Raw genomic sequence first — 14,588 nt, forward strand, 5'->3', positions numbered from 1 at the left:
GAATGGATGAGCTGACCAGCACCTTCGTCAATGAAAGCCGCGACCAGTTGATCGCCATGGAAGACGGCCTGCTGCGGCTCGAGCAGAACCCTGACGACGCCGACAACCTGAAGGCGATCTTCCGCGCCGCGCACACCATCAAGGGCGGCTCCGGCGTCGTCGAATGCCACTTCATCGAGGCCTTCACGCACAAGGTCGAGAACGTCCTCGACAAGCTGCGCAACGGCGAAATCCCGGTCAGCGGCGAGCTGTCGACCGTGATGCTCGAGTGCTGCGACCACATCGGCGCCCTGCTCGACGTCCTCGCCGCCGGCCGGCCGCAACCCGACACCGAGGTGCAGGCACGTGGCGATGCGCTGTTGGCGACGCTGAGCGAACAGTTCCTCGGCGGCATGCGCGCGACCGATGTCAACGGCGCCCCGAACGACGAGCTGCCGGTCGAGCAGAGCAGCGATCTCGAATCGTCGGGCGGCGGGGTCGTCAATACCGACGCCTGGCACATCTCGATACGCTTCGGCCCCGGAGTGCTGCGAAACGGCATGGACCCGCTGTCGTTCCTGCAGTACCTGAGTTCGCTCGGCGAGATCATCGCCATCACCACGCTGGCCGATGGCATGCCCGCGGCAACGGAAATGGACCCCGAGTGCTGCTATCTCGGCTTCGAGATCCACTTTCAGACACGTGCCTCGAAAGCACAGATCGAGCAGGTCTTCGAGTTCGTCCGCGATGACTGCGCGCTGCGCATCCTGCCGCCACACTCGAAGATCAGCGAGTACATCGAGCTGATCAACGCGCTCCCCGAAGACGCGATGCGCCTCGGCGAAATCCTGGTTCGCTCCGGCGCCCTGACGCAGGCCGAACTCGACGCCGGATTGTCACTGCAAGCGCGCAGCGCGAGCACGGCGGCCGCTGGCGACGCGCCACAGCAGATGCCGATCGGCGACATCCTCGTCGAGCAGAAGGTGGTACACCGCGAGCTCGTCGACGCCGCCGCCAGCCGGCAGAGCGTCGTCGCCGAAAAGAAGGCGGTCGAGGCGCGCATGGTGCGCATCCACGCCGACAAGCTCGACCAGTTGATCGATCTCGTCGGCGAGATGGTCATCGCCGGCGCCGGCGCCAACCTGCTCGCACAGCGCAGCGGCCAGTCCGATCTGATGGAATCGACCTCGATCCTCCTGCGACTGGTCGAGGACATCCGCGACTCGGCGCTGCAACTGCGCATGGTCCAGATCGGCGACACCTTCAACCGCTTCAACCGCGTCGTCCGCGACAGCTCGCGCGAGATGGGCAAGAGCATCGACCTCGTCATCACCGGCGGCGAAACCGAACTCGACAAGTCGGTCGTCGAAAAACTCGGCGACCCACTGATGCATCTGGTGCGCAATGCCATCGACCACGGCATCGAAGCGGCGGCGCTACGCGCCGAGCGCGGCAAACCCGAGAACGGCACGGTGCAGCTCAACGCCTATCACGACTCGGGAAGCATCGTCATCGAGGTCATCGACGACGGCGGCGGCCTGCCGCGCGACAAGATCCGCGCCAAGGCGATCGACAAGGGGCTGATCGACGCCGGCACGACACTCAGCGACCAGGAAATCACCAACCTGATCTTCGAAGCCGGCTTCTCGACCGCCGACCAGGTGACCAACATCTCCGGCCGAGGCGTCGGCATGGACGTCGTCCGGCGCAACATCCAGTCCTTGCGCGGCAGTGTCGAGGTCGCCTCGATCGAGGGCGAAGGCTCGACCTTCACCATCCGCCTGCCGCTGACGCTGGCGATCATCGACGGCTTCCTGACCGGCGTCGGCAGAGCTTCCTACGTCGTGCCGCTCGACTCGGTCGTCGAGTGCATCGAGCTCGCCAACGTTCCGGGCGAGCGCAACTATCTCAACCTGCGCGGCGAGGTGCTCCCCTTCGTCCGCCTGCGCGAACTGTTCGACATCGGCGGCGAAGTTCCCAGTCGTCAGAACGTGGTCATCGTCCAGTACGCCGGGCACAAGGCCGGCCTCGTCGTCGACACCCTCCTCGGCGAATTCCAGACCGTGATCAAGCCGCTTGGCGCGCTCTTCAAGCACCTGCGCGGCATCGGCGGTTCGACGATCCTGGGCACCGGCGAGGTCGCGCTGATCGTCGACGTGCCGGCGCTGGTCGAACGCGCCAGCGCTCGCGAGGGCCAGCGTCTGTTGCAGCGCTCACCAGCCGCGATCGCCTGAAGGGAGGCCGACATGACTACGCCTCGCGCCGACCGGCAGTTCGTCAAACCGATCGGTTCCCCACACCGGCCGCCCTGAAGCAACGCCCACGCCACCCGGGCTGCACCATCCAGTCGTCCTTCGATCCATCCTCAGAGAGGTCTCACCATGCTTTCCAATCTCAAGATCGGCATCCGCCTCAGCATCGGCTTCGCCATCGCCCTGGTGCTGCTGGTCATCGTTGCCACCATCGGCGTCACCCGGGTCGGTGAACTGCAGAGCGAAATCACCGGACTGGTCAAGGACAAGAACGTCAAGACCAAGCTCGGAAACGACGTCATCGATGCCATCAACGGGGTTGGCCGCTGGCACCGCAACATGTTGCTGCTGCGCAACGACGCAGCGACGCGCAGTGAAATGGAGAAGGTCACCGAAGGAAGGAAGACGGTCACGGCACTCTTCGACGGGCTCGACAAGTTCAGCTACGGCGACAGGGGCAAGACCCTCCTCGATACCGCCAAGGACGGGCGCAAGGCTTACGTCGCCGCTTCCCTGAAAGTCGAGGAGATGATCAAGGCGCAGCAATGGGACGAGGCGATCAAGTACTTCAACGACAGTTACCGCCCCGCTTTCGACGCCTATGTCAAATCCGTCAACAGCTTCCTCGACTACCAGACCGAACTGGCGGAGAAGGTCGGCGCCGAAGCGGAAAACCTGGCCGCATCGACCCGCACACTGATTCTCGGCCTCACTGCTGTCGCCGTGCTGGTCGGCAGCCTGCTCGCCTTCCTGATCACCCGCTCGATCACCGGCCCAACCAGCAAGATGGTCGTCGCGACCGGCAAGATGGCGTCCGGCGACTTCGACTTCAAGCTCGACATCGACAGCCGGGACGAAATCGGCCAACTGGCGAAAGGCGTGCACGCGGTCCAGGCTGGCGTGCAGCGGATGATCGCCGATGCCGACATGTTGGCCAAGGCCGCCGTCGACGGCAAGCTGGCGACGCGCGCCGACGCCACGAAGCATCAGGGCGACTTCCAGAAGGTGGTCAAGGGCGTCAACGACACCCTTGACGCCGTCATCAACCCGCTCAACGTCACCGCCCGCTATGTGGACGACATCGCGAAAGGGGTCATCCCGCCGGTCATCACCGACAGCTACAACGGCGACTTCAACCTCATCAAGACCAACCTCAACAACATGGTCCGGATGATGAGCGAGCTGCTCGCCCAGACCGAAATCATCATCCGCGCCGCCGCCGACGGCGAGCTCGGCAAGCGCGCCAACGCCGACCTTTTCGTCGGCGGCTGGAACCAACTCGTCAAGGGCGTCAACGACACCATCACCAACATCGTCACCCCGCTCAACGTCACCGCCAGCTACGTCGACCGCATCTCCAAGGGTGACATCCCACCGAAGATCAGCGACAGCTATCGCGGCGACTACAACATCATCAAGCACAACCTCAATGCCTGCATCGACGCGGTCAATGCGCTGGTCGCCGACGCCACCATGCTCTCCGCGGCGGCGGGTGCCGGCAGGCTCGCCACGCGCGCCGACGCGAGCCGCCATCAGGGCGATTTCCGCAAGGTCGTCGCCGGGGTCAACGACACCCTCGACAACGTCATCGGACCGATCAACGAGGTCCGCCGCATCATGGGAGCGATGGCCGAAGGTGACCTCACCCAGACCATCTCCTCCAGCTACCAGGGCGACTTCGACGAGTTGAAGAACGCCATCAACCAGACTGTCGCCAAGTTCATCGAGACCATCGGCGAGGTGCGCTCCGCCGCAGACAACCTCTCGAACGCCTCCGGACAGGTGTCCGCCACCGCCCAGTCGCTGTCACAGTCGTCGAGCGAGCAAGCCGCCTCGGTCGAGGAAACGACCGCGAGCATGGAGCAGATGAGCGCCTCGATCGTGCAGAACACCGAGAACGCCAGAGTCACCGACGGCATGGCCTCGAGTGCCGCCAAGCAGGCCGTCGAGGGCGGCGACGCCGTCGCCAGGACCGTCGAGGCGATGAAGAGCATTGCCGAGAAGATCGGCATCATCGACGACATCGCCTACCAGACCAACCTGCTGGCGCTCAACGCCGCCATCGAAGCGGCGCGCGCCGGCGAACACGGCAAGGGCTTCGCCGTCGTCGCCGCCGAAGTCCGCAAACTCGCCGAACGCTCGCAGGTCGCCGCGCAGGAAATCGGCAACGTCGCCAAGGACTCGGTCAAACTCGCCGAACGCGCCGGCTCCCTGCTGACCGAAATCGTCCCCTCGATCAAGAAGACTTCCGACCTCGTCCAGGAAATCGCTTCCGCCTCGCAAGAGCAGTCCTCCGGCGTCGGACAGATCAACGGCGCCATGGGCCAGCTCAACCAGGCGACGCAGCAGAACGCATCGGCCTCCGAGGAACTCGCCGCCACCGCCGAGGAAATGGGCAGCCAGGCCGAGCAGTTGCAGCAGCTGATGACCTTCTTCCAACTCGCCGACAGCGGTCGGGCCGGGGCGGCGATCCGCAGGCCGGGGAATGCCACCGGTCGCCAACCGGTCGTCGTCGCTGCGCCGCGCGCCAAGGGGTCGGCACGCGTCGCCGCCGTCGCCGCCGCCGAACACGATTTCGAGCGATTCTGACCAGGAGCCCGCGATGACCCAGCTCACCCATGCCCGGCCCGCAGGCGGTGCCGCCAACCCGGTCGCCAGGCAGCAGGCAGCCGCCCTGCAGGCCAGGCAGGCGGCCGCCGACGCTCCCCAGCAATACCTCACCTTCCTGCTTGGCGGCGAGATGTTCGCCGTCGGCATCCTCAACGTCAAGGAGATCATCGAGTACGGCAACCTGACCGAGATTCCCATGATGCCGCCGTTCATTCGCGGCGTCATCAACCTGCGCGGGAGTGTCGTGCCGGTGATCGACCTCTCGGCACGTTTCGGACACGCCCAGAGTCAGGTCGGCAAGCGCACCTGCATCGTCATCGTCGAGGTCACGGAGAACGACCTGCGTCACGACATCGGCATCATGGTGGACGCGGTCTCGGAAGTGCTCGAGATCCCCGGCAGCGACATCGAACCGCCACCGTCGTTCGGGGCCAGGATCCGCGCCGACTTCATCTTCGGGATGGGCAATGTCGGCGGCAAGTTCGTCATCCTGCTCAACATCAACCGGGTATTGTCGGTCGAGGAAATCGCGCAGCTGACGGGCACGGAAGCCGTTGCCGACGCGACGGCGATGCCGACGCCAGGCTGAGCGACCATTTCCGGGCAAGCGCGGCCCGGCCATGCGCCTGACCGAGGGAGAAATGGCGATGACTCTTTCCACGATGCCTGTCTGGCTGCGCCTGACCGTGGCCATCTGGCTGATGCTGGCGCTCGCGCTCGGCAGCCTGATCGCTTGGGAAACCAGGGTCAATCGCCAGACGATTCTCGAGCAGGCGGAGGATTTCTCGAACAGTATTCACGAGATGACGATGGCCGGCCTGACCGGAATGATGATCACCGGCACGGTGGGACAGCGCGAGGTCTTTCTCGACCAGATCAAGGAGCTGTCCGTCATCAAGGACCTGCAAGTGATCCGCAGCCAAGCGGTCATCAGCCAGTTCGGTGATGGCGGTCAGGCCATCCGCGTACTGGATGCGCTGGAGAGGGAGGCACTGACCCAGCGCAAGGAGATTCTGCGCATCGAGCGGGATACCGAGATTGGCCACTATCTGCGCGTTGTCCGGCCGACGCTGGCGTCCACGAACTATCTCGGCAAGGACTGCACCGGCTGCCACATCGCGGAAGTCGGGACACCTCTCGGGCTGGTCAGCATGAAGATCTCGCTGAACAAGGTCGACGCGGCCGTCAGCACGCTCATGTGGCAGGGGATCAGCACGGCGGCGCTGCTTTGCTTCCCGCTCATCGCCCTCTTCGCTTTCTTCATTCGCCGCTTTGTGCTGCGGGTTCTCGGCGGCGAACCCGCGCTGGCCACCGCGATCGCCAATCGCATCTCCCGGGGCGACATTTCCACCGCCATCGTGGTACGTACGGGAGATACCAGCAGCCTGCTCTCGGCCATGAAGCGAATGTCCACCGCCATTCACACGCTGACTTCCGACACGATGAGCCTGGCCAGTGCCGCCGTCGCCGGCAAGCTGGCGACACGCGCCGACGCGACCCGCCACCAGGGCGACTTCCGCAAGGTCGTCGAGGGCGTCAATGACACGCTGGATGCCGTGATCAGTCCGCTCAACGTCGCTGCCACCACCGTCGACCGCATCGCCCGGGGCGACATTCCGGCAAAGATCAGCGACGCCTACAACGGTGACTTCAACATCCTCAAGAACAACCTCAACACCTGCATCGACGCCATCAATGCGCTGGTCACCGACGCCGCACGCCTCGCCCGTGCCGCCGTGGACGGCAAGCTCGCCACGCGCGCCGACGCCGCCAGGCACCAGGGCGACTTCCGGAAGATCGTCAGCGGCGTCAACGACACGCTCGACGCCGTGATCGGCCCACTCAACGTCGCCGCCGCCACCGTCGACCGCATCGCCCGCGGCGACATCCCGGCCAAGATCAGCGATCCCTACAACGGCGACTTCGACCTCCTCAAGAACAACCTCAACACCTGCATCGACGCGGTCAACGCGCTCGTCGCCGACGCCGCCATGCTGGCAGACGCCGCCATGCAGGGCAGGCTTGCCACACGCGCCGATGCATCCCGGCACCAGGGCGACTTTCGGAAGATCGTCGCCGGCGTCAACGACACGCTCGACGAGGTCGTCGAGCCGATCGCGGAAGTCCGCCGCATCATGAGTGCGATCGCTGGCGGCGACCTGTCGCAGACGATCGTCACCGCTTACCGCGGCGACTTCGACGAGCTGAAATCCACCATCAACCAGACCATCGTCCGCCTGGTCGAGATCATCAATGAGGTCCGTACGGCCGCCGACAACCTCTCGAATGCCGCCGGCCAGGTCTCCGCCACCGCGCAGGCGCTGTCACAGTCGGCGAGCGAGCAGGCCGCCTCGGTCGAGGGGACGACTTCGTCAATGGCGCAGATGGCGGCTTCGATCTCCCGCAACACGGACAGCGCCCGGCTCACCGACGGCATGGCGGCGACTGCCGCGAGGCAGGCGGCCGACGGCGGCGAAGCCGTCGGCAGAACGGTCGACGACATGAAGCGCATCGCCGGCAAGATCGGCATCATCGACGACATCGCCTACCAGACCAACCTGCTGGCACTCAATGCGGCCATCGAAGCCGCGCGCGCCGGCGAACACGGCAAGGGTTTCGCCGTCGTCGCCGCCGAAGTACGCAAGCTCGCCGAGCGTTCGCAGGTCGCCGCGCAGGAAATCAGCAACCTCGCCAGTTCGTCGGTCAGGCAGGCCGAACGCGCCGGCAATCTGCTCGGCGAGATGGTACCGACGATCGGCAAGACCTCCGAGCGGGTGCAGGAGATCGCCCGCGCATCCGCCGAACAATCCGCTGGCGTCGGCCAGATCGACGGCGCCATGCACCAGCTCAACCAGGCAACGCAGCAGAACGCCGCGGCCTCCGAGGAACTCGCCGCCACCGCCGAGGAACTCGGCGCGCAGGCCGCCCAACTCCAGCAGACGATGAACTTCTTCACGCTGGCCGATGGCTCCCGCAGGAGGCAGAAGGTCGCGCATCCCGGCGCCGGAGGCAAGGCGAGGGCCGGCTCGCGACCAGCGTCGGCACGCGTCACCGGCGTCGCGCCTGAGAACCATTGACGTCTGCCCACTTACAAGGTCGAAACATGTTCAAGAATCTGAGAATTGGCGTCCGGCTCGGAGTGGGTTTTGGCGCTGTACTTGGCTTGCTGATCCTGGTCTCCACCCTTGCCTATTCCAGGCTCGAGGAGCTCAATACGCAAATCGAGGACATCGTCCGCCACCGATACCCGACAACCGCTACCGCCCACGACATCGTCGACCAACTCAACATCATCGCCCGCGCGCTGCGCAATACACTGCTGGTCAGGCAGCCGCAGGAAGTCCGCAAAGAGCTCGAGCGTGTCAGTGAAGCGCGCCAGAAGATCGCCGCGGGCTTCGCCAAGCTGCACAAGGCGATGGTCACGGTGCCCGACAGGAAACTGATGGCCAAAGTCGACGACGAGCGGACAGCTTATGAGAATGACCAGAAAGCCTTCCTTGATCTGGTTAGCACCGGCAAGCGGGATGAGGCCGTCGACTTCATGCTCACCAGCTTGCGCAAGACGCAGAACCAGCACATCAGCGGCGTCAATGACCTGATCGGCTATCTGTCCGACAGAATGATCGAGACCGGCAGGAATGCCGAGGAGATGTCCGCCACAGCGGAGCGCCTGATCGCGATTCTGGGTGCCGTGGCCGTGCTGACGACCCTGCTTGTCTCCTGGATCAGCATGCGCAGCATCACCCGTCCAGTCAATCTGCTCGTCGAGGCGGCAAACAGCATGGCCAAAGGCGACTTCAACTTTGATCTCGACGTCGAGGCCCGGGACGAAGTCGGCCAGCTGGGGGCAGCCGTTGCCGGAGTGAAGGCTTCGGTACAGCGCATGCTTGCGGACACCAACCTGCTGGCCAGTGCCGCCGTCGCCGGCAAGCTGGCGACACGCGCCGACGCGACCCGCCACCAGGGCGACTTCCGCAAGGTCGTCGAGGGCGTCAATGACACGCTGGATGCCGTGATCAGTCCGCTCAACGTCGCTGCCACCACCGTCGACCGCATCGCCCGGGGCGACATTCCGGCAAAGATCAGCGACGCCTACAACGGTGACTTCAACATCCTCAAGAACAACCTCAACACCTGCATCGACGCCATCAATGCGCTGGTCACCGACGCCGCACGCCTCGCCCGTGCCGCCGTGGACGGCAAGCTCGCCACGCGCGCCGACGCCGCCAGGCACCAGGGCGACTTCCGGAAGATCGTCAGCGGCGTCAACGACACGCTCGACGCCGTGATCGGCCCACTCAACGTCGCCGCCGCCACCGTCGACCGCATCGCCCGCGGCGACATCCCGGCCAAGATCAGCGATCCCTACAACGGCGACTTCGACCTCCTCAAGAACAACCTCAACACCTGCATCGACGCGGTCAACGCGCTCGTCGCCGACGCCGCCATGCTGGCAGACGCCGCCATGCAGGGCAGGCTTGCCACACGCGCCGATGCATCCCGGCACCAGGGCGACTTCCGGAAGATCGTCGCCGGCGTCAACGACACGCTCGACGAGGTCGTCGAGCCGATCGCGGAAGTCCGCCGCATCATGAGTGCGATCGCTGGCGGCGACCTGTCGCAGACGATCGTCACCGCTTACCGCGGCGACTTCGACGAGCTGAAATCCACCATCAACCAGACCATCGTCCGCCTGGTCGAGATCATCAATGAGGTCCGTACGGCTGCCGACAACCTCTCGAACGCCGCCGCTCAGGTCTCGGCCACCGCGCAGGCGCTGTCGCAGTCGGCGAGCCAGCAGGCCGCCTCGGTCGAGGGGACGACTTCGTCAATGGCGCAGATGGCGGCTTCGATCTCCCGCAACACCGACAGCGCCCGCCTCACCGACGGCATGGCGGCGACTGCCGCGAGGCAGGCGGCCGACGGCGGCGAAGCCGTCGGCAGGACGGTCGACGACATGAAGCGCATCGCCGGCAAGATCGGCATCATCGACGACATCGCCTACCAGACCAACCTGCTGGCACTCAATGCGGCCATCGAGGCCGCGCGCGCCGGCGAACACGGCAAGGGTTTCGCCGTCGTCGCCGCCGAAGTACGCAAGCTCGCCGAGCGTTCTCAGGTCGCCGCGCAGGAAATCAGCAACCTCGCCAGTTCGTCGGTCAGGCAGGCCGAACGCGCCGGCAATCTGCTCGGCGAGATGGTACCGACCATCGGCAAGACCTCCGAGCGGGTGCAGGAGATTGCCCGCGCATCCTCCGAACAATCCACCGGCGTCGGCCAGATCGACGGCGCCATGCACCAGCTCAACCAGGCGACGCAGCAAAACGCCGCGGCCTCCGAGGAACTCGCCGCCACCGCCGAGGAACTCGGCGCGCAGGCCGCTCAACTCCAGCAGACGATGAACTTCTTCACGCTGGCCGGCCGTCGGCGTTCGTCGGCGGGCAAGGCGCGCCCGGACGGGACGGCACAATCATGAACCTGCGCTCGATCCGCGTTCGGCTGTTGGCGATGACCAGCCTCCTGGGTATCGGCTTTGCCGCCTACCTGCTCGCTGCGGTCGTCACGAACCATCGCGTGATGCAGGAAAACGGCCAACTGCTGGCCGTGAGCGAGGTCGCCGTCGCCACCAGCGATCTGGTGCACGAACTGCAGAAGGAACGCGGTCTCTCTGCCGGCTTCATCGCCTCGCAAGGCCAGAAGTTCGCCGACGAGCTGCTTGGCCAGCGCAGGCTCACCGACGCACGCGCACAAGCGCTGGTGAGAATCCGGACGGAACGGGCGAGCGCGCTGCCCGCGCAGTTCGTCGGTCGTCTCAAGGAAGCGGCCGATTTCGGCGAGCAACTCGCCGAGCGCCGGCAGCGGGTGAGCGGCCTGGTGATCTCGGGCAGCGAGTCCTTCGACTTCTACACGCGCCTGATCGACGGCAACCTCGCCGCCGTCGCGCAGGTCGCGCCGACCTTGACAAACGCCGAGATGGTGCGCCGTTTCATCGCCTACAACGGCTTGGTCCAGGCCAAGGAGTACACCGGGCGGGAACGCGCGACGCTCAATGGCGCCTTTTCCACCGACTTGCCAATGTCCGACACGGTCCTGCATCGGCTGCTCGGCATCGTGACGAACCAGAATACGCACCTCGACACCTTCCGCACGCTTTCTTCGGACCAGGATCTGATCGGAACGCTCGACGACCTGCTCGCCGCGGACTTTTCCAGGAATGCGGCCGCGATGCGCAAGATCGCACTCGACTCCGCCAACGACGGCAATTTCGGCATCGTGCCAGGCGAGTGGGCAGCGACGATCACCAGGAAGATCGACGCCATGAAGGCGCTCGAAGACAGGCTTGCCAGCCGGACCGTCGCTGCCGCGGAGGGCGAGTACCGGGACTCACGAAATGCCATGGCGCTCGCCATTGCACTCACGCTCATCGCCGGTCTCTTGTCCGGGTCGCTCACCTGGATGCTCGCAGGCATGCTGCGCGACGTACAGACCGTCACCTCGGCGGCGCTGAGAATTGCCGATGGCGACCTCAGCCAGACGATCACGCTTGCTCGCCAGGATGAGGTCGGACTCCTGGCCAGAGCCGCCACCGCCATCCAGACATCGGTTCAGCGACTCGTCGCCGATGCCGACCAGCTGGCTCGTGCCGCCGTCGACGGCAAGCTCGCGACACGTGCCGACGCGGCCAGCCATCAGGGCGACTACGGAAAAGTCGTCAAGGGCGTCAACGATACGCTCGATGCGGTCATCGGCCCACTCAAGGTCGCCGCCAGTACCGTCGACCGTATCTCCAGGGGCGACATCCCGCCGCGAATCACCGATCCCTACAACGGTGACTTCAACGTCATCAAGACGAACCTCAATACCTGCATCGATGCCGTCAGTGCGCTGGTCGCCGACGCCACGCTACTGGCGCAGGCCGCCGTCGACGGCAAACTTTCCACACGCGCGGATCCCGCCAGGCACCAGGGTGACTTTCAGAAGATCGTCGTCGGCGTGAACGACACGCTGGACGCCGTGATCAACCCGATCACGGTCGCCGCGCACACCGTCGACCGCATCTCGCGCGGCGACATCCCGCCGAAGATCAGCGAACGCTACAGCGGTGACTTCAACGCCCTGGGGAACAATCTCAACACCTGCATCGACGCGGTCAATGCGCTGGTCGCCGACGCCACCATGCTCTCCGCGGCGGCGGGTGCCGGCAGGCTCGCCACGCGCGCCGACGCGAGCCGCCATCAGGGCGATTTCCGCAAGGTCGTCGCCGGGGTCAACGACACCCTCGACAACGTCATCGGGCCGATCAACGAGGTCCGCCGCATCATGGGGGCGATGGCCGAAGGCGATCTCACCCAGACCATCTCCTCCAGCTACCAGGGCGACTTCGACGAGTTGAAGAACGCCATCAACCAGACGGTCGCCAAGTTCATCGAGACCATCGACGAGGTGCGCTCCGCCGCAGACAACCTCTCGAACGCCTCCGGACAGGTGTCCGCCACCGCCCGGTCGCTGTCACAGTCGTCGAGCGAGCAAGCCGCCTCGGTCGAGGAAACGACCGCGAGCATGGAGCAGATGAGCGCCTCGATCGTGCAGAACACCGAGAACGCCAGAGTCACCGACGGCATGGCCTCGAGTGCCGCCAAACAGGCCGTCGAGGGCGGCGACGCCGTCGCCAGGACCGTCGAGGCGATGAAGAGCATTGCCGAGAAGATCGGCATCATCGACGACATCGCCTACCAGACCAACCTGCTGGCGCTCAACGCCGCCATCGAAGCGGCGCGCGCCGGCGAACACGGCAAGGGCTTCGCCGTCGTCGCCGCCGAAGTCCGCAAACTCGCCGAACGCTCGCAGGTCGCCGCGCAGGAAATCGGCAACGTCGCGAGGGACTCGGTCAAACTCGCCGAACGCGCCGGCTCCCTGCTGACCGAAATCGTCCCCTCGATCAAGAAGACTTCCGACCTCGTCCAGGAAATCGCTTCCGCCTCGCAAGAGCAGTCCTCCGGCGTCGGACAGATCAACGGCGCCATGGGCCAGCTCAACCAGGCGACGCAGCAGAACGCATCGGCCTCCGAGGAACTCGCCGCCACCGCCGAGGAAATGGGCAGCCAGGCCGAGCAGTTGCAGCAGCTGATGACCTTCTTCCAGCTCGCCGACAGCGGTCGGGCCGGGGCGGCGATCCGCAGGCCGGGGAATGCCACCGGTCACCGAGCGACAGTCGTCACCACTGCCGAACACGACCTGGAGCGTTTCTGACACGGAGCCTGCGATGACCCAGCTCACTCGAACCCGGACCGAACAGGCAACCAGCAGCAGGACCCGAGCGAGAATCGACCGTCGCCTCACGGCCGGCATCGAGGCGGGTTACCCGTGGACGACGGTCCTGACGCAGGCCGGAATCTCGGTTGCCGTACTCGACGCGGATTTCGCTTTCCTGCGCGTCAGCCAGAGCTATGCAGAAACCATCGGCAAGCCGCCAGCATTCTTCCCTGGTCGCAAGTACTTCGAACTCTTTCCGCATGCCCCGAGTGAGGCCATGTTTCGCCAGGTCCGCGATTCGGGAGTGGGGCAGGCGCGCGCAGCGCGGCCTGGCCGGCCGCAACCCGGACACGGCGGTGATCTCGACCGCTGGCACTGGTCGCTGACTCCTGTTGGCAGCCACGCGAGGGCTGTCGCAACGCGTTATCTGATCCTGACCATCCGACATCCGGCGGCACAGCTCGCTGGGGAACTCGGCGAGCCGGCCGGCGAAGGCCGTTACCGCGGCATCTTCGAAGCACTGACTTCCGGCTTCGCGCTGCACGAGATCGTCCTGGACGCAGCCGGCAACGCCTGTGACTACCGCTTCCTCGAGGCCAATGCCGCTTTCGAAGCGATCACCAGACTCGAGCGATCGCGGATCATCGGCCGCTGCGCAACAGCTGTCGTGCCGCAACACGACCGCCGCTGGATCGAACGTTATGCGGCCGTCGCCCTTACCGGCGACGGGGCGCAGTACGATGACTTCCGCAGCGATCTCGACCGCCATTATCGGCTCACCGCGTACTGCCCCGAATACGGCCAAGTCGCCGTCATCTACGACGACGTGACGGCACTCCGTTGTCCGCTGTCCAATCCCTGGGTCGCACACCGACCACCGGAGGACGGTCAGTGAGCAAAATGTGCGATGATGTCGCGTGCTGAGGATCGAATGAGCACACCCCGCAATCTCGAACGATTGGCTCGCAACGTCAACCCCGGCGGCTGGGCGATCGAAAGCGAACGACCGATCGCGACGCTGCTCGGCTCGTGCGTCGCCGTCTGCCTCTGGGATCCGGCGCTGCGCATCGGTGGTCTCAATCATTTCATGCTGCCGCGCTTCGAGCGCTCGGCGAACCAGGATCTCGACATCCTGCTCTGCGGCAACTTCTGCATGGAGGCGCTGATGAACGGCATGCTCGGCCGCGGAGCCAGGAAACAGCGCCTGCAGGGCAAGGCCTTCGGCGGTGGCAACGTGATTTCGTCGCTCACCGGCGTCAGCATCGGCGAACGCAATGCCGAGTTCGCGCGCGAGTGGCTGGCGCGTGAAGGCATCAGCCTGCTGGCGTCCGACCTGATGGGGCCGTGGTCGCGCAAGGTCATCCTCGACCCACAGACCGGCGATGTCTTCTGCAAACGCGGGCAGACCAGCCAGAGCATCGTCGAAGCCGAACGGTCCTACGCCAGCACGCTGCTCGTGGCGCCGAAGAAGGCGGACATCGAACTCTTCTGAGC

General features: G+C 65.4%; 8 protein-coding genes. All 8 read left to right on the forward strand.

Going from position 1 to position 14,588, the window contains the following annotated elements; all coding sequences use genetic code 11:
* Nucleotides 1-2 precede the first annotated feature (2 nt).
* The 8 genes from V5B60_RS21890 (at nt 3) to V5B60_RS21925 (ending at nt 14,586) form a co-directional block, all read left to right on the forward strand.
* Complete coding sequence (locus V5B60_RS21890) at nt 3-2,213, forward strand: chemotaxis protein CheA (RefSeq protein WP_332350271.1); 2,211 nt, start codon at nt 3-5, stop codon at nt 2,211-2,213.
* A 147-nt stretch (nt 2,214-2,360) separates the two neighbouring features.
* Nucleotides 2,361-4,820 carry a methyl-accepting chemotaxis protein gene (locus tag V5B60_RS21895; RefSeq protein ID WP_332350273.1) on the forward strand — a complete coding sequence of 820 codons (2,460 nt, stop codon included), beginning with the start codon at nt 2,361-2,363 and terminating at the stop codon, nt 4,818-4,820.
* A gap of 13 nt (nt 4,821-4,833) precedes the next feature.
* The gene (locus V5B60_RS21900) at nt 4,834-5,430 is read left to right on the forward strand and encodes a chemotaxis protein CheW (protein ID WP_332350275.1); all 597 of its coding nucleotides are present in this window, start codon (nt 4,834-4,836) and stop codon (nt 5,428-5,430) included.
* A 58-nt stretch (nt 5,431-5,488) separates the two neighbouring features.
* Nucleotides 5,489-7,918 carry a methyl-accepting chemotaxis protein gene (locus V5B60_RS21905; RefSeq protein WP_332350277.1) on the forward strand — a complete coding sequence of 810 codons (2,430 nt, stop codon included), beginning with the start codon at nt 5,489-5,491 and terminating at the stop codon, nt 7,916-7,918.
* Between the two features lie 26 nt (nt 7,919-7,944).
* Entirely contained in the window at nt 7,945-10,317 is a 2,373-nt protein-coding gene (locus tag V5B60_RS21910; protein ID WP_332350279.1) for a methyl-accepting chemotaxis protein, read from the forward strand.
* Nucleotides 10,314-13,091, forward strand: a complete 2,778-nt coding sequence (locus V5B60_RS21915; protein ID WP_332350280.1) for a nitrate- and nitrite sensing domain-containing protein — start codon at nt 10,314-10,316, stop codon at nt 13,089-13,091. The genes V5B60_RS21910 and V5B60_RS21915 overlap by 4 nt, the downstream gene beginning before the upstream one ends.
* A gap of 13 nt (nt 13,092-13,104) precedes the next feature.
* On the forward strand, nt 13,105-13,989 hold the full coding sequence (locus V5B60_RS21920) for a PAS domain-containing protein (RefSeq protein WP_332350282.1): 885 nt from the start codon (nt 13,105-13,107) through the stop codon (nt 13,987-13,989).
* Nucleotides 13,990-14,025: 36 nt separating this feature from the next.
* A complete protein-coding gene (locus V5B60_RS21925) occupies nt 14,026-14,586 on the forward strand; it encodes a chemotaxis protein CheD (RefSeq protein WP_332350284.1) in 561 nt (186 codons plus the stop codon).
* Nucleotides 14,587-14,588: the final 2 nt, after the last annotated feature.

Origin of the sequence: Accumulibacter sp., assembly GCF_036625195.1 — a bacterium.
Lineage (GTDB): Bacteria > Pseudomonadota > Gammaproteobacteria > Burkholderiales > Rhodocyclaceae > Accumulibacter.